The 24120-nt window shown below is 37.2% G+C and carries 22 protein-coding genes, 1 rRNA gene and 1 pseudogene; 9 read left to right on the forward strand and 15 right to left on the reverse strand.

The window, feature by feature from the left end; genetic code table 11:
* A pseudogene (locus C237_RS14855) lies at nt 1-186 on the forward strand (hypothetical protein); the annotation flags it as partial.
* Between the two features lie 205 nt (nt 187-391).
* Here the strand turns inward: C237_RS14855 and C237_RS0106535 are convergent.
* The 4 genes from C237_RS0106535 to C237_RS0106550 all read right to left on the reverse strand — a co-directional run bounded on the left by C237_RS0106535 (nt 392) and on the right by C237_RS0106550 (nt 3975).
* The gene (locus C237_RS0106535) at nt 392-1318 is read right to left on the reverse strand and encodes a malate dehydrogenase (protein ID WP_018675699.1); all 927 of its coding nucleotides are present in this window, start codon (nt 1316-1318) and stop codon (nt 392-394) included.
* Nucleotides 1319-1410: 92 nt separating this feature from the next.
* On the reverse strand, nt 1411-2427 hold the full coding sequence (locus C237_RS0106540; protein WP_018675700.1) for a nucleoid-associated protein: 1017 nt from the start codon (nt 2425-2427) through the stop codon (nt 1411-1413).
* 2 nt (nt 2428-2429) lie between these two features.
* Nucleotides 2430-3122 (reverse strand): 5'-methylthioadenosine/adenosylhomocysteine nucleosidase, encoded by a 693-nt coding sequence (locus tag C237_RS0106545; RefSeq protein WP_018675701.1) that lies wholly within the window; start codon nt 3120-3122, stop codon nt 2430-2432.
* Nucleotides 3123-3360: 238 nt separating this feature from the next.
* Nucleotides 3361-3975 carry a hypothetical protein gene (locus C237_RS0106550; RefSeq protein ID WP_018675702.1) on the reverse strand — a complete coding sequence of 205 codons (615 nt, stop codon included), beginning with the start codon at nt 3973-3975 and terminating at the stop codon, nt 3361-3363.
* Nucleotides 3976-4298: 323 nt separating this feature from the next.
* On the opposite strand from C237_RS0106550, the gene C237_RS0106555 reads away from it, so the two are divergent.
* Complete coding sequence (locus C237_RS0106555) at nt 4299-5888, forward strand: peptide chain release factor 3 (RefSeq protein WP_026315536.1); 1590 nt, start codon at nt 4299-4301, stop codon at nt 5886-5888.
* 5 nt (nt 5889-5893) lie between these two features.
* On the opposite strand, the gene C237_RS0106560 is transcribed toward C237_RS0106555, so the two are convergent.
* The 6 genes from C237_RS0106560 to pfkA all read right to left on the reverse strand — a co-directional run bounded on the left by C237_RS0106560 (nt 5894) and on the right by pfkA (nt 10498).
* The gene (locus C237_RS0106560; RefSeq protein ID WP_018675704.1) at nt 5894-7225 is read right to left on the reverse strand and encodes an MATE family efflux transporter; all 1332 of its coding nucleotides are present in this window, start codon (nt 7223-7225) and stop codon (nt 5894-5896) included.
* Nucleotides 7226-7228: 3 nt separating this feature from the next.
* Nucleotides 7229-7678: a copper resistance protein D gene (locus C237_RS0106565; protein ID WP_018675705.1), complete on the reverse strand. Its 450-nt coding sequence runs from the start codon at nt 7676-7678 to the stop codon at nt 7229-7231.
* A 134-nt stretch (nt 7679-7812) separates the two neighbouring features.
* On the reverse strand, nt 7813-8004 hold the full coding sequence (locus C237_RS0106570) for a Txe/YoeB family addiction module toxin (RefSeq protein ID WP_221403455.1): 192 nt from the start codon (nt 8002-8004) through the stop codon (nt 7813-7815).
* 82 nt (nt 8005-8086) lie between these two features.
* On the reverse strand, nt 8087-8329 hold the full coding sequence (locus C237_RS0106575; protein WP_169584742.1) for a hypothetical protein: 243 nt from the start codon (nt 8327-8329) through the stop codon (nt 8087-8089).
* A 98-nt stretch (nt 8330-8427) separates the two neighbouring features.
* On the reverse strand, nt 8428-9432 hold the full coding sequence (gap, locus tag C237_RS0106580; RefSeq protein WP_026315537.1) for a type I glyceraldehyde-3-phosphate dehydrogenase: 1005 nt from the start codon (nt 9430-9432) through the stop codon (nt 8428-8430).
* Between the two features lie 79 nt (nt 9433-9511).
* Entirely contained in the window at nt 9512-10498 is a 987-nt protein-coding gene (pfkA, locus tag C237_RS0106585; RefSeq protein ID WP_018675709.1) for a 6-phosphofructokinase, read from the reverse strand.
* A 151-nt stretch (nt 10499-10649) separates the two neighbouring features.
* On the opposite strand from pfkA, the gene ribB reads away from it, so the two are divergent.
* The gene (ribB, locus tag C237_RS0106590; RefSeq protein ID WP_018675710.1) at nt 10650-11771 is read left to right on the forward strand and encodes a 3,4-dihydroxy-2-butanone-4-phosphate synthase; all 1122 of its coding nucleotides are present in this window, start codon (nt 10650-10652) and stop codon (nt 11769-11771) included.
* Nucleotides 11772-11773: 2 nt separating this feature from the next.
* On the opposite strand, the gene C237_RS0106595 is transcribed toward ribB, so the two are convergent.
* From C237_RS0106595 to dusB, 3 genes are read right to left on the reverse strand one after another with little or no spacing between them, the layout of a single operon-like run.
* Entirely contained in the window at nt 11774-12532 is a 759-nt protein-coding gene (locus C237_RS0106595; RefSeq protein ID WP_018675711.1) for an exodeoxyribonuclease III, read from the reverse strand.
* Entirely contained in the window at nt 12532-14460 is a 1929-nt protein-coding gene (locus C237_RS0106600; protein ID WP_018675712.1) for an LTA synthase family protein, read from the reverse strand. The genes C237_RS0106595 and C237_RS0106600 overlap by 1 nt, the downstream gene beginning before the upstream one ends.
* Nucleotides 14461-14472: 12 nt before the next feature.
* Entirely contained in the window at nt 14473-15462 is a 990-nt protein-coding gene (dusB, locus tag C237_RS0106605; protein WP_018675713.1) for a tRNA dihydrouridine synthase DusB, read from the reverse strand.
* 125 nt (nt 15463-15587) lie between these two features.
* Between dusB and lpxK the strand changes: the two genes are divergently transcribed.
* The 4 genes from lpxK (at nt 15588) to C237_RS0106625 (ending at nt 20088) form a co-directional block, all read left to right on the forward strand.
* Nucleotides 15588-16613, forward strand: coding sequence for a tetraacyldisaccharide 4'-kinase (gene lpxK, locus C237_RS0106610; protein WP_018675714.1), 1026 nt, complete (start codon nt 15588-15590; stop codon nt 16611-16613).
* Entirely contained in the window at nt 16597-17409 is an 813-nt protein-coding gene (locus tag C237_RS0106615) for a purine-nucleoside phosphorylase (protein ID WP_018675715.1), read from the forward strand. The genes lpxK and C237_RS0106615 overlap by 17 nt, the downstream gene beginning before the upstream one ends.
* A 125-nt stretch (nt 17410-17534) precedes the next feature.
* Nucleotides 17535-19454: an ABC-F family ATP-binding cassette domain-containing protein gene (locus C237_RS0106620; protein WP_018675716.1), complete on the forward strand. Its 1920-nt coding sequence runs from the start codon at nt 17535-17537 to the stop codon at nt 19452-19454.
* Nucleotides 19455-19527: 73 nt separating this feature from the next.
* The gene (locus tag C237_RS0106625) at nt 19528-20088 is read left to right on the forward strand and encodes a porin family protein (protein ID WP_018675717.1); all 561 of its coding nucleotides are present in this window, start codon (nt 19528-19530) and stop codon (nt 20086-20088) included.
* 132 nt (nt 20089-20220) lie between these two features.
* On the opposite strand, the gene C237_RS0106630 is transcribed toward C237_RS0106625, so the two are convergent.
* Together C237_RS0106630 and gcvH are read right to left on the reverse strand one after the other, a co-directional pair.
* Nucleotides 20221-20553: a VanZ family protein gene (locus tag C237_RS0106630; protein WP_245539707.1), complete on the reverse strand. Its 333-nt coding sequence runs from the start codon at nt 20551-20553 to the stop codon at nt 20221-20223.
* Complete coding sequence (gene gcvH / locus C237_RS0106635) at nt 20534-20911, reverse strand: glycine cleavage system protein GcvH (protein ID WP_018675719.1); 378 nt, start codon at nt 20909-20911, stop codon at nt 20534-20536. The genes C237_RS0106630 and gcvH overlap by 20 nt, the downstream gene beginning before the upstream one ends.
* Before the next feature lie 165 nt (nt 20912-21076).
* Here gcvH and C237_RS0106640 point away from each other — a divergent pair, with 165 nt between their 5' ends.
* Together C237_RS0106640 and C237_RS13035 are read left to right on the forward strand one after the other, a co-directional pair.
* Nucleotides 21077-22051 carry a deoxyhypusine synthase family protein gene (locus C237_RS0106640; RefSeq protein ID WP_018675720.1) on the forward strand — a complete coding sequence of 325 codons (975 nt, stop codon included), beginning with the start codon at nt 21077-21079 and terminating at the stop codon, nt 22049-22051.
* Nucleotides 22052-22657: 606 nt separating this feature from the next.
* Nucleotides 22658-24120: ribosomal RNA gene (locus tag C237_RS13035) — 16S ribosomal RNA — on the forward strand; the annotation flags it as partial.

Genomic DNA, 24120 nt, shown 5'->3' on the forward strand with positions numbered 1-24120 from the left:
AAAGTATCTGGATTTAATAGGATAAAAAATAAGCCTTCTTACAACTTTACACCTGAACAAATACATAAAGCTGGGGATATATTCAATATTAATTACAACTGGATTTTCGGCATTTCTGAGAAGTTATTTCAAAAGAAAAATCGAGATAAAGAACTCAAAAAGTGCACAGATTTGAAAAATCAATAAAATTAATTATCCTAAAAATCAAATAGTTATAATTTTTAAAAAGATGAAAAAAGAGAAAAAAATCTCCCTCTCTCTCCGCTAAGATAATTAAAAAGACAGTAGATAAATTTATCTACTGTCTTTTTTACTTAAATTAAGCTATCTGTATGTCTAAAAAAAAGTTGCCCAAACATGGACAACTTTAAGTTTAATGATGAGGTCTAAATTAGAATTTCAAATCGCTATTGACTTCTCTTACTGCTTTTGCAGAGTCCGCGAATTTTTCCTTTTCAGCATCAGTTAAATTCACCTCTACGATTTTCTCAACGCCATTTTTACCAATGATTACTGGAACGCCAAGGCAAATGTTAGACTCGCCGTATTCACCATTAAGCATGACAGAGCAAGGTACCATTTTCTTTTGGTCGCAAGCAATGGCTTGTACAATAGTAGAAACCGCTGCACCTGGTGCATACCAAGCCGAAGTTCCTAAAAGTTTAGTCAATGTAGCACCGCCCACTTTAGTTTCTTCTACTACATAGTTTTGTTTTTCCTCGTTGATGAATTCCGTTACAGGAATACCATTTCTCGTGGCTTTGCTTAATAGTGGCAACATACCTTTATCAGAGTGTGCGGCGATAACCATACCGTCTACATCAGAAATAGGGCATTCTAGAGCTTCTGCTAATCTATATTTAAAACGCGCACTATCTAAAGCACCACCCATACCAATGATTCTTTCTTTTGGAAGTCCAGAAGTTTTGTGTACCAAATACGCCATTGTATCCATTGGGTTAGAAACTACAATGATGATGATATTGGGAGAATGTTTTACTAAGTTTTCTGTTACATCTTTTACGATACCAGCGTTGATGCCGATTAACTCCTCACGCGTCATTCCTGGCTTTCTTGGAATACCAGAAGTAATCACGGCTACATCAGACCCTGCAGTTTTAGAGTAGTCAGAAGTAGAGCCTACAATTCTAGTATCAAATCCGTTTAATGAAGCAGTTTGCATCAAATCCATGGCTTTACCTTCGGCAAAACCTTCTTTAATGTCTACTAATATCACTTCTGAACAGAAGTTTTTCATGGCAATATACTCGGCGCAACTTGCACCTACAGCACCTGCACCTACTACGGTTACTTTCATAATAATTTATTTTTTTTAGTTAAATTTATGGGTTATTGATAATGCTCAAATTTACGAATATCCTCTAAATTTGCCAAACATTTGTTTGGATTTTACTGTTCTTCCTCGAAATAGAGGCGGTAATATTTCCCCTTTTCATCTTGTCCAGTTTCTATTAGTTTTCTATCTCCGTGTACATAAATATGGAAGTTTTTATCTAATTTAATCACACTTTTAAAATGGCGTTGTTGCTTTTTAACTGCCGAAGGGTTGATAGGAAATTCTTCGGCAATAGACATTTGGGTATCTTGCTCGTAGTCGGTTTTGTAATTGATGAAGCTTTCTACAATATGTTCATCTTGTAATACCTCTTTGCTAAATTCATCAAAATCGAACTGTTCTTTTTCTTTGAAGAAATTGATGGATTTATTAAGGAAGTCAGCTTGGTCGGCTTTGGAAACCTCAAATTCTTCGGGCAGTTGTTTGGTGATATAATCTTTGTAGACCGATAGGGTTTCTTGGGTATGGAAATAGTCGTCTTCGCGTTGTCTTACTTTTAGGAAATCTTCAAACCAATAGTACATATCGCCGTTTTTATTATTATCCACTACGGAAAGCACATAGCCTGTTTCCTTACTATTATTATAAATGATGGCGCCTTTATCCAGTTTAGAAAGTCCGATGCCAAAGTTTTTTTCTATTTGATAATCGTCCTCATTGGTGGGTTGGATTTTTAAAAAAGGCTCTTTTCGTTCAGTTTTAAATAGACCAATAGAGTCAATTTTTCCAGCGTCGGTTTCTTCCCCTTCAAAATAAACGACAAATAATTCCCCGCCTTGTACCCTTGGGTTTTCGGCGATTTCGTAGAGGTGTTTGGCGATATTCTCACTTTCCCAAATGAATTTATTTGGGTCTTCAAAGATTTCTGAAACCGAACTGTATACGGGATTGTTGGTAAGGTAAGAGTCGCTGTAAAACTGAAACTGTTCTTCGGACTTAAAACTTTTTAGGAAAAAATCTTCCAATTGTTCTTGGGTGTCCTCGTCCAGCTCTAAGAGTTGAGAGGATAGAAATAAAGACTCTTGGTTGATTTTATTGCCGACTTTATGAACGATAATTTTTGAAAACATAATTAATGAGATAGATTTTTAATAAATTCAATATTAATGGATGCTGAAATTTTTCCAGCCTCAGCAACGAAAGTTTCAAAAGATTGGGCGTTGCCTTCCCCTGCAATATCGGATATGGCTCTAAGGATAATAAAAGGCGTCCCCAGCTGATGGCAAACTTGAGCAATGGCTGCGGCTTCCATTTCTACGGCTTTGGCAGTAGGGAAGTGGGTTTTTATCCATTCAAACTTTTCTGGATTATTGATGAAAGCATCACCGCTGACGATAAGCCCTTCGTTGGGATGTTCGCCTAAACTTTCGATAGTCCTTTTGGCTTGTTTTAAATAATTGGTATCGGGTTTAAAGGCGGCGGGCATTTTGGACTGTTGCCCCAGATCGTAGCCGAAAGCCGTTAAATCCACATCATGGTGGCGTACTTCGGTGGCTAGAATGATGTCCTTTACCTTAACCTCTCTCAGTCCACCTGCTGTGCCTGTATTGATGACTAAATCTGGGCTAAAGTGGTCGATAAGTAAAGTAGTGCCTACCGCTGCACTCACTTTGCCAACGCCAGAGAGCAGCACAACCACCTCATGGTTTCCGATAGTGCCTGTATAAAATTTGAATTGATGGACATGATGTTCTTTGAGTGAGGTTAGGGCTTGGCAAAGGTGGTGGATTTCCACTTCCATAGCCCCGATAATACCGATTTTCATTGAAATATTTTTTTAATGGGATACAAAAATACAAAAACAACTTATAAGATAAGGTTTCATCTTGTCATTATCTATATTTAGTGGTAGACTATAAGTTTCTATATCTGTGGTAAACTTCTATATCTCTATTTGCTTAAATAAAAAAAGCCTTGTAGTTATCTGTTTACAAGGCTTTTGATAAAATATTACAGATTTTATTCTGTATTTAAAGATAGATGCTGGTAGCTATTTTCTTTCTTTATTTTATTTTTTTACCGTCAAGTGTGTAAGTATAGACTCTGGTTATAGATGACGAAAATTTACGCTGAGATGCTAATATTTTGACAATAGGCTTTTGATTTTCTTCTCTTTCTATTGAAATATTAGCACAATAAGCTGACTCTGCATTAGTTTCTTTCTTGAACTCCTCAATCGCTTTTTTATTGATTTCTCTTAAAGTATTTAGGTCTATATCTTTATATGGAAATAAATAAGGTTTGTAGGTATCGTAACTATTGGATAATTTTTGATTTATAATATCTCCAACAGATATGTCAAGCAACTTATTATTTAATCGTCCGTCGTTAGATAAAGTGTATTCTACCATTCTATCTTTATCATCTCCTTTGACAATGGTTAGTGATAGCGTACTGGATAACTCATCTCTTTGTGGATGGATACTTGCATGGCGATCGAATTCCATTACTTCTATTCCTTCCTCTTTTAGTTTTGGATAATGAGAATAGATATACTCTGTTAATTTATCCATTCCTGCATTATCATCTAATAAATCTGCAGGTAAATTGGTTTGTTCACATGATACTAAAACTATTATTGGTATTAACAATAATAGTATGTTTTTGATTTGTTTCATTTTTTTTGATTTTTTTTAATTTTATTTTTACCAGCACACAAATATAAATATTTTTTATGAAACATTATTTGCATTTAGACAGTTATAATTCATTTTTCAGTGGTAATATATGATTTATTACTGGTCATCATTCATTCCTAAATGGTCATGATTCATTCCTAAACGGTCATAGTTCATTTCTATATGGTAAAATATCATTTCTAAGCGGTAAGGGGCGGATGTGATTAGGCATTTATTCTGATATGGGATTAAAGGCTTTTGCTTCTTATGAATTTAACTTAAAAAAAATCCCTATTTTTGCCAATTCAAAAAAAGCATTGGATATGTCTCTAGAAAAAGAAATTGCAAAACGAAAAACCTTCGGAATTATCTCTCACCCCGATGCGGGGAAAACGACGCTAACGGAAAAACTCCTACTATTTGGTGGAGCCATTCAAGAAGCGGGTGCTGTAAAATCTAACAAAATAAAAAAAGGGGCGACTTCCGACTTTATGGAAATAGAACGCCAAAGAGGGATTTCCGTAGCCACTTCCGTTTTGGCATTTGAGTATAGAGACCATAAAATTAATATTTTGGACACTCCTGGTCACAAGGATTTTGCAGAGGATACTTATAGAACCCTTACGGCGGTAGATTCTGTAATTGTGGTGATAGATGTAGCCAAAGGGGTAGAGGAACAGACCGAAAAACTGGTGCAAGTTTGTAGAATGAGAAATATCCCGATGCTGGTATTCATCAACAAACTAGACCGTGAAGGTAAAGATGCTTTTGATCTGCTAGACGAGGTAGAGCAAAAATTGGGACTTAGCGTAGTGCCATTATCTTTGCCTATTGGTATGGGGGCAGATTTCCAAGGGATTTATAACATCTGGGAAAAAAATATCCAGCTGTTCTTAGAAGAGAAAAAACAAAAGGTAGGCGAGACCATTAAGTTTGATGATATTAATGATGCTTCTATTGATGAAGTTATCGGCAAAAAAGCAGCCGCTACTCTTAGAGAAGAATTAGAATTGATAGAATCCGTATACCCAGAATTCGATAGAGACCTTTATATGAAGGGGCAGCTGCAACCCGTATTCTTCGGTTCTGCCTTGAATAATTTTGGGGTAAGGGAATTATTGGACGCTTTTATCGATATTGCACCAATGCCACAGCCTAAAGAGTCGGACATTAGACTGGTAAAGCCTAATGAAAAGAACTTCACGGGGTTTGTCTTTAAAATCCATGCCAATATGGACCCTAAACATAGAGACCGATTGGCGTTTGTAAAAATAGTTTCGGGAACATTTAAACGAAATGAAAACTACCTTCTGGTAAGAGAAAACAAAAAAATGAAGTTCTCTTCGCCCAACGCATTTTTTGCAGATAAAAAAGCAGTGGTGGACGAAAGTTTCCCTGGTGATATTGTAGGGCTACACGATACGGGAAATTTCAGAATTGGCGATACGCTAACAGCGGGGGAAAATTTACAGTTTAAAGGTATCCCAAGTTTCTCACCAGAACACTTTAGATATATTAATAATAATGACCCACTAAAAGCCAAGCAGTTAAATAAAGGTATCGACCAGCTGATGGACGAGGGTGTGGCACAGCTCTTTACCCTCGAAATGAATGGCAGAAAAATTATTGGTACTGTGGGTGCGTTACAGTACGAAGTGATTCAGTACCGCTTAGAACACGAATATGGTGCTAAATGTACCTATGAACCCATCAATATCCATAAGGCGTGTTGGGTAGAAGCTGATGAAAAATCGGAAGAGTTTCAGGAGTTTGCGAAATTAAAACAACGCTATCTTGCCAGAGATAAGTATAATCAGTTGGTGTTTTTAGCCGACTCATCATTTACCATTACGATGACGCAAGAGAAATTCCCAAATGTAAAATTACACTTCATCAGCGAATTTAGAGATTAGAGTTTTTAGGATGTAATGGTCAATTGTCGGTTAATCCATTGGCGAAAATCGATAATTAGAGGAAGGCATCTGAGCATCATCCAAAATAAAAAGGCAACCCAAATCCCTTGTAGATTCCAATCGAGCCATTGGGTAAGATATAATACGGGGATAAAACCTAAAAATGTAGCGCCTAAAAGGATATTGCGAAGCACTTGTGTCCTGCCCATCCCTTTATAAATGCCGTCGTAAAGGAATGCTGTGGCGTTGATGAGCTGCATTAAAATGACAATCCAAAAACAAGTATAGAATACGCTTTGTATGCTTTCGCTTTTAGTTAAAAACTTGCCGATAGGATAATAGCCAATACAATAAATAGCCGATAGTAACAATCCAATACCAAAGGTAATTTTAAGCAAACGATGTGTTAAATTTCTAAGGGCTAAAAATTCCTTAGCTCCTAATAATCTTCCTGATAATACTGCTCCTGCATTGGCATAGCCGTCTAATAAAAATGCTGAGAATAGCCATATCTGGATTAAAAGATTATGTGCGGCTACAAATTTATTTTGTTCGCCATCGCCTAGGCTGGTTGCCATTCGGAAGGATAGAAAAAAGGCGATTTGTAACGATAATGAACGCAGAAACAAATCAAAACTCATCATCAAGGTTTTAAGGAAATCAGGATGAAAGGGTCTTAATCTTTTAAGGTGAAATGGTGTTTTGGTAAATAAAAATACGAGCGCGATACTGAACATCAGCATTTGAGCGATTAAACTTGCCCATGCTACACCCTCCACATCCCAGTGGAAATAGAAGACAAATAATATATCTAAAATAACATTGGTAACACCGCCAATCAGGCTAATCGTCATACCCCACGAGGTATTTTGGTAGCCTCTAAACACGCCAAAGAGCGTCATCGTTAGCAAAGTAAAAGGAAATCCCCACACCCGAATATGAAAATAGCGTAAACAAATATCCAATAATGCCCCTTTAGCCCCATACAGTTGAAAAATCCATGAGGCACAGCCAAATGCCAATATCGAAAATAGAATAGACACGCTTGCGTTAAAGAAAAATAGTTGGGATACCAAAGGTTTTAATCGTTGGATTCGGTTTTGTCCTACGCCTTGTGCTACCAATGAGCCAATGGCATTAGAAGTTTGCGCAAAAATCCAAATCAGAGAAGACATCAACGCACCTACAATCCCGACGGCTCCTAAAATCTCATCGGTATCCGCAGCGATATGTCCTGCCACCACCGTATCGGTAAGAGAAATTAAAGGCTCTACAATCCCAGCAATAATTGCTGGAATGGCTAAGCGGTTGATATCTTTTAGACGGATGGGCTTCATTGATTATAGCGTGATACCTCCATATCTTACAAAACTCCCGAGTACCAAAAGTGCCACACCAATGGTGGTTACAGAAATGATATGGAACGCCATTAAAGGTAAATTTTTAGGACTCAATTTGGGTAATACAAATACATTAGCACTGATGGCAAAAAGCACGGTCATGATTAATAATATCAACTTTAAGGAAATTACCGTTTCTATGGGATTGGAAAAATGAAACCAAGTCTGTACACCTTGCCCGAATTGGTATGCCATCCATACGCCTGTAATCACCATCACGATGAGGGCAGGCATTCCAATTTTTTCGTATTTCCTTTCAAAGTTGAGCAAAATCTCTGGCGATTTCTTTTTAAGCACTTCGGGCAAAATACCGATGGCTAGCACCAGATGACCACCTACCCAAATGGTAGCGCCTATTAAATGTAAAATCAATAATAAATGATGGGACATAGAATTGTTTTTTATGAAATATTTGAATGTGTCAATTAATCGTTTGCAAATTTACTGAAATATTGTCTATATAAATAAAACAACAGCCACCTCAATTGCGAGATGGTGTATTAATTTTGAATGTAGAAAATAATTTATTTATCATCATAATGCCCCCAGAAAGCTAGCACAATAACTACAACTTTGGTGTCGTATACTCTGTAAATTAGTCGATGTTTATCAGAAATTCGTCTAGACCATGTTGGAATTTTATAATAATTAAGTTTTTCGGGCTTACCTGTTCCAGTGGTTGGGTGTTCCCTAGGTTCATTAAGTAGTTTGTTAATTTTAGATAATACTTTTTTATCACCCGCTTTTTTGAACTTTTAATATCAGAAATTGCATCATCAGTCAATTGAATTTCATAACTCATAAGCCTAAGAGTTTCTTTTGCTCTTCTTTGGATAGTGTTTTTGTATGACCTGATTCGGCTTGTTTTATAGAGTGCTCAATCTTTCTGTAATAATCTTCCTCAGAAAGTAGTGGCGTATGATTTTTATCGATTTCAAATTTAACCTTTGACTTTGTTAGTAGAGACTCCAGCAAAGATTTTTGCTTTTCATCTTTAGGATAAATGGTAATACTTTCCATAGTAGAAGTTTGATTATTCACTACAAATATAATAATATTTTAATTAAAACGATTTAAGATGACCAACTAAAAAAGCCACCTCAATTGAGATGGCTTTAAAATCTTTATATAGAGATAGATTATAACGATGCAGAGTGAACTAATAAATCTACTAATTTATTAGAGTACCCCATTTCGTTATCATACCAAGATACTAGTTTTACAAAGTTAGGCGATAGCATGATCCCTGCATCTTTATCAAATACAGAAGTTCTCTTTTCTCCTACAAAGTCTTGAGATACTACCGCATCTTCAGTATATCCTAAAATTCCTTTTAGTTCTCCTTCAGAAGCAGATTTCATCGCAGCACAGATTTCATCATAAGAAGCTGCTTTCTCCAATCTAACCGTTAAGTCTACCACAGAAACATCAGCAGTTGGTACACGGAAAGACATTCCTGTTAGTTTACCATTAAGTGAAGGAATCACTTTACCAACGGCTTTCGCAGCACCAGTAGAAGATGGGATAATGTTATTTAATGCAGAACGCCCACCTCTCCAATCTTTCATTGATGGTCCGTCTACTGTTTTTTGAGTCGCAGTAGTCGCGTGAACGGTAGTCATTAAACCTTCTACAATACCAAAGTTATCGTGTACTACTTTAGCAAGTGGCGCAAGACAGTTAGTAGTACAAGACGCGTTAGAGAAGATTTTCACATCATCTGTAAGATCTTTGTGATTTACACCCATAACGAACATTGGCGTATCGTCTTTAGACGGTGCAGAAAGTACCACTTTTTTAGCTCCCGCGTTAAGGTGTGCCTCTGCTTTTTCTTTAGTTAAGAATAAACCAGTAGATTCTACGATATATTCAGCACCTACTTCATTCCATTTTAAGTTGTTAGGATCTTTTTCAGCTGTAACTCTTATTTTTTTACCATTTACGACTAAATCATTCCCTTGAACAGAAACTTCACCTTTGAAAGCACCATGTACAGAATCATACTTTAGCATATACGCCATATAATCTGCACTGATGAGGTCGTTAATTCCTACCACCTCAATGTTGTCTCTCTCAGCCATTGCTCTGAAGACTAATCTACCAATTCTACCGAATCCGTTAATTCCTACTTTAATTGTTGACATTTTTAAATTAATTTTATGATTATTTTTACTTTTTAAAGGGTTAAAGATACATATTTTTTTTGACTTCAACAGATGATTTTTACATCGCTAAAATTTCTGAAATCTTAATTAAATCTTGGTTCAGTTCGTTATGCTTTTTTATAGCATCTTCAATCGGTGTAAATACCAATTGGTTGGCTCTTATTCCTGCCATTACATTGGTTAAGCCTTTTCGTAAACCTTCTACTGCACCATAGCCCAATCGGCTTGCTAAGACACGGTCGGCACAGCTTGGTGTTCCACCTCTTTGGATGTGTCCCAATACGGTAATACGGATATCGTAATCTGGAAACTCCTCTTTGGTTTTTTCGGCTAGTTCATAAACAGTAGCCATTTTTTCGCCTTCTGCGACAACAACGATCGAAGAACTTTTACCGCTTTTCTGTGCTTTACGGAAGTTATCAAATAACTCTTCTATACTGTCTTTTTTCTCTGGAATTAAAATATCAATTGCTCCAGAAGCAATGCCACTGTTTAAGGCGATAAATCCTGCGTCTCTACCCATAACCTCAACGAAAAATACGCGATTATGAGAAGTCGCGGTATCTCTAATTTTATCAATAGCTTCAACCGCTGTATTAAGGGCGGTATCATAGCCAATAGTAAAATCGGTACCGAAAATATCATTATCAATCGTACCAGGAACACCGATGACTTTGATGCCGTGTTCTTCATTAAAACATTTTGCGCCTGTAAAAGTACCATCACCGCCAATACATACCAAGGCATCGATATTATGTTTAACACATTGTTCATAGGCTTTCTGTCTGCCTTCTTTGGTTCTAAAAGCTTTAGACCTTGCCGATTTTAGAATAGTACCCCCTTGGTTAATGATATTCTTTACCGAGCGCGGTCCCATTGCAATCATATGACCTTCAATTAAACCATTATAGCCTTCTCGAATCCCTACACATTCGATATTATAATAATGAGCGGTTCTCACTACGGCTCTTAGAGCGGCGTTCATTCCAGGGGCATCGCCTCCAGAAGTTAACACGCCTATTTTTTTCAATTTAGAATCAGACATATATTGTATTAAATTTTATCTAAGCAAATTTACGGATTTTAATTATTAAACCAAAGCACTTGCGAGGCATTATTAAATTTAATTTTTGTCCTGATAAATTTGCATTGCCTGCTAAATCATTTTATCTTTGTAACATTATAAAAAACATCCAATGTCAGACATTCAACTCAATACGATTCCGGAAGCTTTAGAAGATCTTAAAAATGGAAAAATTATCATCGTGGTAGATGATGAAAACCGCGAAAATGAAGGCGATTTCCTTTCCGCGGCAGAACTGACGACACCAGAAATCATCAACTTTATGACGATTCATGGGCGTGGGCTGATCTGTACACCGCTTCCAGAAGAGCGATGTGATGAGTTGGGGCTAGACATTATGGTGACTAGAAGTAGCGATCCTAAAGAAACCGCATTTACCGTTTCGATTGACTTATTAGGCGAAGGGGTGTCTACGGGAATTTCGGCTAGTGATAGAAGCAAAACTATTTTAGCATTGATGGATGAGCGTACTAAAGCCACTGATTTTATGCGTCCTGGACATATTTTCCCCTTAAGAGCTAAAAAAGGCGGAGTGCTAAAGCGCGCAGGACATACCGAAGCCGCAATTGACTTAACCAAACTTGCGGGATTAAAAGAAGGCGGTGTTATCTGCGAAATCATGAATGATGATGGCACAATGGCACGATTGCCTCAGCTGGTAGAGTTGGCAAAAAAACATAATCTAAAAATCGTATCTATCGAGGATTTAATAGAATATCGCTTAAGAAAAGGGGATTTAGTACACAAAATTGAAGAACGCAATGTGAAAACCCATTATGGTGATTTTCAGTTTCATGCGTTTCAAGAAAAACATACGGAACAAATTCATTTTGTATTTACCAAAGGGGAATGGAAAGAGGGTGAACCTGTATTGGTAAGAGTCCAAAGTTCGAGTTCTTATTTTGATGTATTGAGTCGCTTCGCTACGGGTGAAAAACCATTATTAGAAAAAGTTACCAAAATGATTAATGACGAAGGCAAAGGCGCTATCGTCTTTATTAATAATGTGTCCAATGCAGAAAATACTATGCGCAAACTTCAGCAGTTTTTAGATTTTCAAGATGGGCAAGAACAGCGTCCTACACTAGCTGCTAATTATATGGAATATGGGGTAGGCACACAAATTTTAAAGCATTTAGGCATTACCAGATTTAGAGTCATTACCCAAAATACCAACCAAAAACCTGTCATTTCTGGATACGATGTAGAGGTAACCGAAATGGTTCAACTTTAATTTTAAATTTCTACCAATACAGGACAATGGTCCGAATGATAGACTTCGCTAAGGATAACCCCACGCTTTAATTTAGGTAATAGCGTTTCGGTGATAAAGTGATAATCGATGCGCCAACCTTTATTTCTGGCTCTAGAATTTTGTCGGTAACTCCACCACGAATATTGGTTGGGCTCTTGATTAAAAAATCTAAAACTATCGACTAGCCCACAAGTTGCCATGAACTCGGTCATCCATTCGCGTTCCATAGGTAAAAATCCCGATACATTTTTGAGCCTTACAGAGTCGTGAATATCAATAGCATGATGACAAATATTAAAATCACCCGAAATTACAAGATTAGGAATTTCTTTTCTTAATTCATTAATATAGTTGAGAAAATCATAACAAAATTGCATTTTGAAGTCTAGTCGCTCAATATTAGACGCCGAAGGTACATAAACCGAAATCACAGAATATTCATCAAAATCGGCTCTAATGACGCGTCCTTCTCTATCATAAGATTCTATACCACAACCATATTCTACATGATGAGGTTTTATTTTAGAAACAATCCCCACACCGCTATACCCTTTGCGTTCTGCCGAATGCCAATAGGTGTAATAGCCTTCATCTTCAAAACTTTTAATATTAATTTGTTCGGGTTGGGCTTTACTTTCTTGGAAACATACCACATCTGGGGCGGCTGCACTTAGCCATGCCATTAAATCTTTATTAAAAGCGGCGCGTATGCCATTGACATTATAAGATATGATTTTCATTAATTGAGTTTTTTATTGACGATGCGGTACATGTAATCTTGATACCATGCTTTGCACACTTGTTTACCGTGTTCTATCTCTTTAGAATTGAGTTGATGGATTAAATTATGCTCTAAGCCTAAATCGGTTTTATCGTAAATGCCCGTGATTTCTTTACCATCAAAACGATAGATGTAATTTCCTACAATGAATTGTTCTTGAATCCCATCAGAATTTACGATAATATTCGGGTGATTTTGATGAGATACTAAACTTCTGCCCCAACTTCTAATGGGATTTTGATAACCTATTAATTGGGCTAGAGTAGGATAAATATCAATCTGCTGAGCGGGTTCAGAAATCACACCTTTAAGGTGATATGCTGGATTGGGCGAATAAAATATAAGTGGCAGGGCAAAGCGGTTCATCGCCTTTTCATATTCTTTATAATAGGTCTGGTTGGTATGGTCGCCTGTAATTACAAAGATGGTATTATTAAACCAAGGCTGTTGTTTTGCCGTTTCAAAGTATTTTTTAAGCGCATAATCGGTGTATTGAATCGGCTCGTGCATATCGATATGCCCTTTTTTAAATTTTCCTTTATATTGCTCAGGAATTTTAAAAGGATGATGAGACGATGCTGTAAACACCGTTGCCATAAATGGTTGTCTAGCAGTGCCTACATTTTTAGCAAAGTATTGTAAAAACGGCTCATCCCAGATGGCCCACATACCATCAAAGTCTTTATCATTATTATATTCTGTTTTGCCATAATAATGGTTAAACCCTAAAATACTACCAAAGCCTTGAAAGCCCATAGACCCGTTGGGCGCCCCATGATAAAATGAAGTATCGTACCCTAAATCATTACACACCGAAACAATGGATTGTATTTTTTGATTGGCATAAGGCGAACTGGTAAAAGCATCTTTTAAACTTGGTATGCCTGCTAAAATACTACTCATCCCATGGATAGATTGTCGCCCGTTCGCATAGGCATTAGTAAAAATTAAACTCTGCTGAGCCAAACTATCCACAAAAGGCGTGTAAGAGACAAAGTCTTTGATGTGCGTATCATGGTTGAAAGCTCTAGAGTATTCTTTACCAAAACTTTCCACAATAAAAATCACTATATTGGGTCTTGGATTTGGTGCTAAACTATCCGAATAATTTTTATAAGGCTGAATATTTTTTATAATGAAATCCTCATCTACAAAATGGACTTCCTTAAAACTATTTTTTCCTAAAGTCCTAAAAAACGAAAAGGTACTATTAAGTACGAGATTGGCTTGTAGTGGATTATCTGTATGGCGGTTGGCATCTACTAAATTAATGGGACGCGTGCTATGCTTAAAATCACCACGAATACCGCCCACTACTAAAGCCGCCGTAAGGCTTACTAATACAATAGAACTTAGAAAATATTTCCATTTATTTTGAGGTTGGAATGGTACGATTTTAATTCTTTTATAAAGCCAAATCCATAATGCCATTAGCCCTATAAAGCTCAAGATGACCATCGGGTTTTGAGCGATAGACGCTAAAAAGACTTTGCCAATATTGTCCTCGTGCTTGGCGACATCCAACGCAGCTGAGGTCAGTCTGGCTTGGCTAAAGCGGTAATAAATCATATCGCCAAAATTTATGGCGTAAGTTATTCCATTAGTGATAAAATAAATCCAAAACAAGACTTTTTGATAGACTTTTTTAGTATTAATGATTAAAGGCAGAATACTTAATAAAATAAATAGTGCATTTACATAGAGAATCGCCGTAGTGTCAAATGCTGTACCATAATAAGCCAGTTTAAAATACTCTGAAATGCCATCAATGGGGATTAAATTTTGATTAAAACTATAGAATAATGCTCTAGCGATTTGATAAAATAGATATACTAATCCTAACCGATAGAGTAATACGCCTATTTCTTTTAGCCTAAAATCTTTCATCAACTTTAATGGTTATGATTCAAAAATGATATTGTTGTCCTCAATATTGTGAATGAGTTCGTCCATTTCTTCCAAAGTTAAAATTTCCAAAAATCGTTTTCTATATTCTTTGAAATGAGGAATTCCCTTAAAATAATTGCTATAATGTTGGCGCATTTCTATCAACCCGAGTCGTTCGCCTTTCCATTCGGCGCTCCATTCGGCGTGTTGTTTTACCGCGGTTAAGCGGTCTTTCATTGTAGGTTTGGGTAAGAGTTCCCCAGTGTTAAAGAAATGTTTTACTTCATTAAAAATCCAAGGATAGCCAATCGCCCCACGCCCAATCATAATACCATCGCAGGCATATTTATTTCGATATTCTAAGGCTTTTTCAGGCGAATCGATATCGCCATTGCCAAAAATTGGAATTTCAATATTTGGATTTTGTTTTATTCTAGAGATATGCTCCCAATCGGCTTCCCCTTTATACATTTGGGCTCTCGTTCGGGCATGTATCGTTAAGGCTTTGATGCCCGTCTCTTGTAGGCGTTCGGCAACTTCATCAATATTAATAGAATTGGTATCCCAGCCCAAACGCGTTTTTACCGTTACGGGTAAGTGGGTAGAACTCACTACGGCTTTGGTAAGTCTTACCATTAAATCTATATCTTTTAAAACGCCTGCACCTGCACCTTTGCATACTACCTTTTTTACGGGACATCCAAAGTTGATATCGACCAAATCTGGTTCTACGGTTTCCACAATTTTTGCCGACATAGACATGGCTTCTTCATCGCCACCAAAAATTTGAATGCCTACTGGACGCTCATAGTCGAAAATATCCAGTTTCTTTTTAGACTTTATGGCATCTCGTATCAGTCCTTCGGAAGAGATAAACTCCGAGTACATTAAATCGGCACCATGCATTTTGCATAATTTACGAAATGGTGGGTCGCTTACATCCTCCATGGGTGCAAGGAGTAGCGGAAATTCAGGTAGCTCTATTCGCCCTATTTTTATCATGGTGCAAAAATAGGTTTTTTTGAAGTAAGATGAAAAATTAAAACCAAGACCCCATAGTGGAGTAAAGATTTTAATAAATAAAATCGCTATCTTTGTGCCCTCAAAAACTTGACTAATTGAGCCGTATGAAGCGATGGTATCTTTACCCTTTTTCTTTACTCTATCATATAGGGTCTGCTTTTAGAAATTTAATGTACGACTGGGGAATTTTTTCTTCCACTAAATTTCGTACACCTATTATCAATGTAGGTAATCTATCCGTAGGCGGGAGTGGGAAATCGCCAATGGTCATGTATTTAGCAGAGCTATTGTCTAAAAATTATAGAACTGGCGTACTGTCTAGAGGTTATGGCAGAGCTACGAAAGGCTATGGCGTAGTCAACTATGACAGCAATTATAAAACCGTAGGGGACGAGGCAATGCAACTATTCCAAAGATTTAAAAATCGTTTTGTAATCGGCGTTTGTGAGGATAGAGTATTTGGAGCTAAGAAGTTAATCGCGGATATGGATTTGCGTGTTTTGATTTTGGATGATGCCTACCAACATAGAAAGATAAAAGCAGGGTTTAATATTTTGATGACGGATTATAACGACCCTTATTTTAAAGATTACATTCTGCCTGCAGGAAATTTACGCGAGAGTAGGAGTGGGGCGATCCGAGCGGATATTATTATGGTCTCTAAATGTCCGAATGATATTACAGAGGAAAAAAAGCAGTATTATATTGCTCGCATTAATCCACAAAAACATCAAAAGGTATTTTTTTCTACCATTAATTACGATGAAACGGTGGTTTCACTATCCAAATCATTACCAGATAATAATTTGGCATATTATGATATTTTAGTGATTACGGGTATTGCCAATCCAGACCCATTTTTAAAACATTTGAATCGTTTTGCTAAGAAAGTTAAGCATTTAAAATTTAGAGACCACCATAACTTTACAGAGGCAGATATTAAAAAAATTACAGAAGAATATCGTAAGTTAGGGGATTATAAATTAATATTAACAACAGAAAAAGACTTTGTAAGGCTCAAAACTTTTGATTATCTTAGGGATAAACTTTACTATTGGCCTATCAATGTTGAAATAAATAAAGTACAAGAATTTAACGAAACCATTTTAAACTATGTTAGAACAATTTAAACAAACCGCAGAATTTATAAAAAATATTATCGGTGATACGCCAGACTTCGCCATCGTCTTAGGCTCAGGACTTGGACAATTAAAAGACGAGGTAGAGGCGATCCATACTTTGGACTATAAAGATATTCCAAATTTTCCGCAAACCACCGTTGCAGGGCATGGCGGAAAACTAATCTACGGAATGCTAGAAGGTAAAAAAGTATTGATGATGAGCGGTAGATTCCACTATTATGAAGGCTATTCGATGGAAACGGTAACTTTTCCATTCCGTGTGTTTCATTTAATGGGGATTAAAAACTTAATCGTTTCTAATGCTTCAGGCGGGGTAAATCCTAACTTTAAAGTTGCAGATGTGATGCTCATAGAAGACCATATCAATATGATGCCTGAGCATCCGTTAAGAGGTAAAAACTTAGACGAATTAGGACCTCGTTTTGTAGATATGAGTGAACCTTACAACAGACATATGCTAAGTTTAGCAGAAGAAGTGGCTAAAGAAAACGACATAAAAGTACACCGTGGCGTATATGTAGGCTTACAAGGCCCAACATTTGAAACACCAGCAGAATATGGAATGGTGCGTGCTATTGGCGGAGATGCTGTGGGAATGAGTACCGTACCAGAAGTTATCGTAGCGAAGCATCAAGGTATGGATGTGTTCGGTATTTCGATTATTACCGATATGGGAGGACCAGAAATTGCTTTTAATGTTTCTCACGAAGAAGTATTAGCTGCAGCAAACAAAGCCATGCCTAATGTAATTAAAATCGTAAAAGGCTTAGTTAGAAAATTCTAATCCTAAAGAAGTATAGAGTTTTAAGTGATGGGTTTTAAATTTTTGAATAAAACTCATCACTTTCTACTACCACTTTTCACTCAAGACTCATCACTCTTAACTCTTTCAACTCAAAACTAAAACATATGCTTTCAGTACAAGGCTTAGGCTTACACCATTCAGGGAATTATCTTTTTCGAGATGTTAATTTTACCATCAAAAAAGAAGATAAAATTGGTCTGGTGGGTAAGAATGGCGCAGGAAAATCCACACTATTAAAGATGCTTTCTGGGGAAATTAATTTCTTCGAGGGAGAGGTTATGACGGAGGGTAATGTAAGTATAGGCTTTCTAAAGCAGGATTTAGATTTTGTAAAGGGGCGTACCGTTTGGGACGAAACCATGCAAGCGTTTGAAAAAATCAACGCGATGAAGGCTGAGCTAGATGAGGTTAATCATCAATTGGCCACCCGAACCGATTACGAAAGCGAGGCTTACAATCAACTCATCCATAGGATGACGGAACTTAACGATTTGCTTCATCATCATGATGCCTACAATTTGGAAGGTGATATGGAAAAAGTATTGTTGGGATTAGGTTTTAAAGCGGCCGATTTTCATAAAATTACCGATGAATTTTCAGGAGGTTGGCGTATGCGTATTGAGTTGGCTAAACTATTACTTCAAAAAAATGATGTGATGCTGCTGGATGAGCCGACTAACCATTTGGATATGGAATCCATTATTTGGCTGGAAAACTTTCTAAAAGACTATTCTGGGGCAATTGTTTTGGTAAGCCACGATAAACAATTTATGACGGCAGTATGTAACCGAACTTTTGATATTAATAATAAAAAAATAGACGATTATAAAGCCAACTACACCAAATATCTGGAACTAAGGAAAGAGCGTAGAGAAAAACTAGAACAGGCTAAGAAAAATCAAGATACAGAAATCAAGCAGATGGAAGACAACATCAACCGATTTCGTGCCAGTGCCACTAAAGCCTCTTTTGCGCAATCCTTAATTAAAAAACTAGACAAAATAGAACGCATCGAAATTGATAATGAAGATGTGTCTAAATTCAATATTCGTTTTGTACAGTCGGTAGTGCCAGGTAAGGTTGTTTTTGAAGCTGAAAACTTGGGTAAAGCTTATGGAAATAAGCAAGTATTTGACGGCGTAGATTTCTTTGTGCAGCGTGGCGAAAAGATTGCGCTTTTAGGACAAAATGGTCAAGGCAAAACCACTTTAGCCAAAATTTTAGCAGGAGAAATTAAAGACTATACGGGAAGTTGGACGCTGGGACACAATGTTAATATTGGTTATTTTGCCCAAAATCAGGAGGAAGTACTCACTCCGAATAAGACGGTGCTAGAAGAAGCCGAAGACGCAGCAACCGAAGAAACCCGACCGCGTGTAAGGGATTTATTAGGAAGTTTTCTATTTCAAGGGGACGCCGTAGAGAAGAAAACCAAAGTGCTGTCTGGAGGGGAGCGAAACCGTTTGGCGCTATGTAAATTATTATTACGCCCATTCAATACCTTGATTATGGACGAACCTACCAACCACTTGGATATCCAGTCTAAAGAAATCATCAAACTGGCTTTACAAAACTTTGAAGGTACTTTGATTGTCATTTCCCATGATAGAGAGTTTTTGCAAGGACTTTGCGATAAAATTTTCGAGTTTAGAGATGGTAAGATGAAAGAGTTTCTAGGTAATATTGATGAATATCTAGAATATAGAGAAAAGGAAAGTATCCGAGAAATATCCATTGAGAAGTCTAAACTAGAAAAGCCTTCAGAATCAATTAAACCTAGAAAAGAGGAAGTTCAAACTACCCAGAAGGTGATTACCAAAGAGTACAAAAACCTTCAAAATAAAATTAAAAAAGCAGAAGAGAAAATAGAGGATTTAGAAGCAAAAATATCATCATTAGAAAGTAGTTTTGCTCAGAAAAACCCTACGGAAGAGGAATTGTCGACTTATCAAAATTTACAATCGGAGCTAGATGCAACCATGAAAGAATGGGAGCAAATGTCTGTAGATATTGAGGAATTATAAAAAACATCAAAAAAAATTTGGTATAGATTTTGTAATAACTATATTTGTAAATTAAATTATAAAGCATAACATTATGAAAAAATTAATTTTAGGAGCTGCTGTATTTGCAGCTGGGCTGTTTTCAACAGCAAATGCTCAAATCCAGGAAGGTAACTGGATGGTAGGAGGACATGTAGCTGACATGAATTTTGCATCTGGCACAAAGATTAATATCGCACCAAGTGCAGGTTATTTTGTAAAAGACAATTGGGCAGTAGGTGCAAAGGTTGCATTAGAAATTAATAGTCCTAAAGGGTCTAGTGATACACAAACTAATTGGACTTTGACGCCATTTACTAGATACTATTTCGGACAAAACGAAATTGACGGATTATTAAACAATGGTAGATTCTTTGGTGAAGCTGCTTTTGGATTTGGAGGTGATAACTCTAACACAGGTAATTCTGCTAACGGTGTTAAATATCAGTTTGGTGCTGGTTATTCTTACTTCATCAATAGAAATGTTGCTTTAGAAGGTATGCTTAACTTTGGTACTATTACTGGTGTAGGCACTAAAGGTAATGTTGGTCTTAATTTCGGTTTCCAAATTTTCTTACCATCTGCTAAAGTAAAAGCTGCTTTAAAAGATCAATAAGATTTAAAAACAAAATTTTAAGGTTAAACAAGAAATGCGAATAGATTAAATTCTGCTCGCATTTTTATATTTTACTTAAAATAATAGGTTACTTGTTGTTCTTAACTAATAAGAATTCGCTCAATATAAATCCTAAATAGCTCCCAGCGTATCGGCTAATAAATCTAATAGGTCTAATGAGCGTCCCCAATTCATTTCATCTTGAAGTATTTCCGTGGCAAGTCCATAGATCAGCATAAGCATCATATATGATATAAACTGTTTTTTAGGAAATGCCAATTTGAAAACTAAGCCTAAAATTAGGAATGTACCAAAGTGTACCACTTTGTCTAGACCAGGAAAGTGAAACCATTTAATTTTATGGGTTTCAGAAGCTGGAGCCAGTAGTAAAAAAGTAAGAATTGCCCAATAAATGGGCAATATCTTTCTAAATAATGTCGGTCGATTAACCAATGATGGCTGCATACTCTTCAGAAGATAATAGTTCTGATTCGTCGTATTGCTCACCCAATTCTAATTTGATAATCCAGCCTTTTCCGTAAGGATCTGAGTTTACTAATTCTGGTTCATCTTCCAATGCTTCGTTGAACTCAATTATTTTTCCATTGGTTGGTAAAAATAAGTCGGACACGGTTTTTACAGCCTCTACGCTTCCAAAAACTTCGCCAGCGTTTAACTCATCATCTACGGTGTCTACATCTACAAAAACGATATCACCCAATTCGCTTTGTGCAAAATCTGTAATACCGATAGTGGCTAGATTGCCTTCAATTTTTACCCACTCGTGGTCTTTTGTGTACTTTAATTCTGATGGTATATTCATTTTTTATATTTTTTTCAAAATTAATCTAATTATCTAAATATACAAAATTTTAACTTTAAAATAAATTTAACCTACATATAAATAAGGTCTGTTTTCTCAAAGCTCATATTATAAGGTATAAATATCTATCAAAATCCTTATCTTTGTAAAAAATAATTTAATCTTATGAACAAACCGATTTCAGAATTTATAGAAAAGTATTATCGACACTTTAATGCTGCGGCTTTATTAGATGCGTCTAAAGGTTATGTGGCACACCTTAAAGATGGAGGCAAAATGATGATTACTTTAGCGGGGGCAATGTCTACGGCAGAGCTAGGGAAAATTTTGGCCGAAATGATTCGTCAGGACAAAGTCGCTATTATTTCTTGTACAGGTGCCAATTTGGAGGAAGACTTAATGAATCTAGTCGCTCATTCTCATTACGAAAGAGTGCCTAATTATAGAGACCTTACCCCTCAGCAGGAGTGGGATTTATTAGAAAGAGGACTTAATAGAGTGACGGACACTTGTATTCCTGAAGAAGAAGCCTTTCGCAGACTTCAAAAACATATTTTTGAAATATGGAAAGACGCTGAAGCAAAAGGTGAGCGCTACTTCCCCCATGAATATATGTACAAAATGTTACTATCAGGTGTTTTGGAACAATATTATGAAATTCCAAAAGAAAATTCTTGGATGCTAGCCGCAGCAGAGAAAAATTTACCAATCGTAGTTCCAGGCTGGGAAGACTCTACTATGGGGAATATCTTTGCGAGTTATTGTATCAAAGGAGAACTGAAACCCTCTACGGTAAAATCAGGAATAGAGTACATGACTTATTTAGCAGACTGGTATACTAATAATAGTAGTGGTAAAGGAGTCGGTTTTTTCCAAATCGGCGGAGGTATCGCTGGAGATTTCCCAATTTGCGTAGTCCCGATGCTTTATCAGGATATGGAAATGCATGATATTCCATTCTGGTCTTACTTCTGTCAGATTTCAGACTCTACAACATCTTACGGATCTTATTCTGGAGCAGTACCTAATGAAAAAATCACTTGGGGTAAGTTAGATATCGATACACCTAAATATATTGTAGAGAGTGATGCTACCATTTGTGCACCATTGATGTTTCAATATATATTAGAAAATTCCTAATGATATACTATATAGTTTAACACGCTCCCTTCATGATTTTCATGGAGGGATTTTGTTTTATATAAACTTTCTCATTTGATAACCAATGGATTAAATTTTGTTATTATATTTTTTGATATAATAATTTGTGAGTTATAAAAAAAGTTTCTACTTTTGCACACGCAAATCGGGAGATGAGTAGCGCAGGAGATTAAAAAAAACATTTTGTAAAAAAAAGACCTTAAAAATTTGGTCATATAAAAAATAGTTTTTACTTTTGCACTCGCAAATCGAAAGAGGTGCAGCGAAGTTGAAATTTTTAAGATTGAATCACAAAAATATTTAAAAATATTTTGATAATAAAAAATAAGTTGTATCTTTGCAGTCCGAATTCAAACACGGGGCGCAGGAGATTAAAAATTTACTTTTTAGGGATTAAAAAAATATCGAAAAATATTTTGGTAATTCAAAAATAAATTTTACTTTTGCACTCGCAAATCTAACGAAGTCTGACAGGCGAGATTAGAGGAAGCGAAAAGAAATAGAGAACATTGAAATACATATAACAACCAAGTAAGGATAAAAACCAAAGCGTAAAAAAAACTTTGAGTGAGACAGGAAGAACATACAATGGAGAGTTTGATCCTGGCTCAGGATGAACGCTAGCGGGAGGCCTAACACATGCAAGCCGAGCGGTATTTTTTCTTTAGCTTGCTAAAGAGAAGAGAGAGCGGCGCACGGGTGCGGAACACGTGTGCAACCTGCCTTTATCTGGGGGATAGCCTTTCGAAAGGAAGATTAATACCCCATAATATATTGATTGGCATCGATTAATATTGAAAACTCCGGTGGATAAAGATGGGCACGCGCAAGATTAGATAGTTGGTGAGGTAACGGCTCACCAAGTCAATGATCTTTAGGGGGCCTGAGAGGGTGATCCCCCACACTGGTACTGAGACACGGACCAGACTCCTACGGGAGGCAGCAGTGAGGAATATTGGACAATGGGTGAGAGCCTGATCCAGCCATCCCGCGTGAAGGACGACGGACCTATGGTTTGTAAACTTCTTTTGTGCAAGAATAAACCCAGATACGTGTATTTGGCTGAAGGTATTGTACGAATAAGCACCGGCTAACTCCGTGCCAGCAGCCGCGGTAATACGGAGGGTGCGAGCGTTATCCGGATTTATTGGGTTTAAAGGGTCCGCAGGCGGGCTTGTAAGTCAGTGGTGAAAGCCTACAGCTTAACTGTAGAACTGCCATTGATACTGCGAGTCTTGAGTATAGTTGAGGTAGCTGGAATGAGTAGTGTAGCGGTGAAATGCATAGATATTACTCAGAACACCAATTGCGAAGGCAGGTTACCAAGTTATAACTGACGCTGAGGGACGAAAGCGTGGGGAGCGAACAGGATTAGATACCCTGGTAGTCCACGCCGTAAACGATGCTAACTCGTTTTTGGATTTTCGGATTCAGAGACCAAGCGAAAGTGATAAGTTAGCCACCTGGGGAGTACGACCGCAAGGTTGAAACTCAAAGGAATTGACGGGGGCCCGCACAAGCGGTGGATCATGTGGTTTAATTCGATGATACGCGAGGAACCTTACCAAGGCTTAAATGGGAATTGACAGGTTTAGAAATAGATCTTTCTTCGGACAATTTTCAAGGTGCTGCATGGTTGTCGTCAGCTCGTGCCGTGAGGTGTTAGGTTAAGTCCTGCAACGAGCGCAACCCCTGTCACTAGTTGCCATCATTCAGTTGGGGACTCTAGTGAGACTGCCTACGCAAGTAGAGAGGAAGGTGGGGATGACGTCAAATCATCACGGCCCTTACGCCTTGGGCCACACACGTGATACAATGGCCGGTACAGAGGGCAGCTACACTGCGAAGTGATGCAAATCTCGAAAGCCGGTCTCAGTTCGGATTGGAGTCTGCAACTCGACTCTATGAAGCTGGAATCGCTAGTAATCGCGCATCAGCCATGGCGCGGTGAATACGTTCCCGGGCCTTGTACACACCGCCCGTCAAGCCATGGAAGCTGGGGGTACCTGAAGTCGGTGACCGTAAAAGGAGCTGCCTAGGGTAAAACT

This window comes from Riemerella columbina DSM 16469 (assembly GCF_000374405.1).
Classification (GTDB): Bacteria; Bacteroidota; Bacteroidia; order Flavobacteriales; family Weeksellaceae; genus Riemerella; species Riemerella columbina.

Excerpts from the sequence above, each read along its gene's own strand:
- C237_RS0106535 (WP_018675699.1), bottom strand. The coding sequence starts at position 1,318 with ATGAAAGTAACCGTAGTAGGTGCAGGTGCTGTAGGTGCAAGTTGCGCC.
- C237_RS0106540 (WP_018675700.1), bottom strand. The coding sequence starts at position 2,427 with ATGTTTTCAAAAATTATCGTTCATAAAGTCGGCAATAAAATCAACCAA.
- C237_RS0106545 (WP_018675701.1), bottom strand. The coding sequence starts at position 3,122 with ATGAAAATCGGTATTATCGGGGCTATGGAAGTGGAAATCCACCACCTT.
- C237_RS0106550 (WP_018675702.1), bottom strand. The coding sequence starts at position 3,975 with ATGAAACAAATCAAAAACATACTATTATTGTTAATACCAATAATAGTT.
- C237_RS0106555 (WP_026315536.1), top strand. The coding sequence starts at position 4,299 with ATGTCTCTAGAAAAAGAAATTGCAAAACGAAAAACCTTCGGAATTATC.
- C237_RS0106560 (WP_018675704.1), bottom strand. The coding sequence starts at position 7,225 with ATGAAGCCCATCCGTCTAAAAGATATCAACCGCTTAGCCATTCCAGCA.
- C237_RS0106565 (WP_018675705.1), bottom strand. The coding sequence starts at position 7,678 with ATGTCCCATCATTTATTATTGATTTTACATTTAATAGGCGCTACCATT.
- gap (WP_026315537.1), bottom strand. The coding sequence starts at position 9,432 with ATGTCAACAATTAAAGTAGGAATTAACGGATTCGGTAGAATTGGTAGA.
- pfkA (WP_018675709.1), bottom strand. The coding sequence starts at position 10,498 with ATGTCTGATTCTAAATTGAAAAAAATAGGCGTGTTAACTTCTGGAGGC.
- ribB (WP_018675710.1), top strand. The coding sequence starts at position 10,650 with ATGTCAGACATTCAACTCAATACGATTCCGGAAGCTTTAGAAGATCTT.
- C237_RS0106595 (WP_018675711.1), bottom strand. The coding sequence starts at position 12,532 with ATGAAAATCATATCTTATAATGTCAATGGCATACGCGCCGCTTTTAAT.
- C237_RS0106600 (WP_018675712.1), bottom strand. The coding sequence starts at position 14,460 with ATGAAAGATTTTAGGCTAAAAGAAATAGGCGTATTACTCTATCGGTTA.
- dusB (WP_018675713.1), bottom strand. The coding sequence starts at position 15,462 with ATGATAAAAATAGGGCGAATAGAGCTACCTGAATTTCCGCTACTCCTT.
- lpxK (WP_018675714.1), top strand. The coding sequence starts at position 15,588 with ATGAAGCGATGGTATCTTTACCCTTTTTCTTTACTCTATCATATAGGG.
- C237_RS0106615 (WP_018675715.1), top strand. The coding sequence starts at position 16,597 with ATGTTAGAACAATTTAAACAAACCGCAGAATTTATAAAAAATATTATC.
- C237_RS0106620 (WP_018675716.1), top strand. The coding sequence starts at position 17,535 with ATGCTTTCAGTACAAGGCTTAGGCTTACACCATTCAGGGAATTATCTT.
- C237_RS0106625 (WP_018675717.1), top strand. The coding sequence starts at position 19,528 with ATGAAAAAATTAATTTTAGGAGCTGCTGTATTTGCAGCTGGGCTGTTT.
- C237_RS0106630 (WP_245539707.1), bottom strand. The coding sequence starts at position 20,553 with ATGCAGCCATCATTGGTTAATCGACCGACATTATTTAGAAAGATATTG.
- gcvH (WP_018675719.1), bottom strand. The coding sequence starts at position 20,911 with ATGAATATACCATCAGAATTAAAGTACACAAAAGACCACGAGTGGGTA.
- C237_RS0106640 (WP_018675720.1), top strand. The coding sequence starts at position 21,077 with ATGAACAAACCGATTTCAGAATTTATAGAAAAGTATTATCGACACTTT.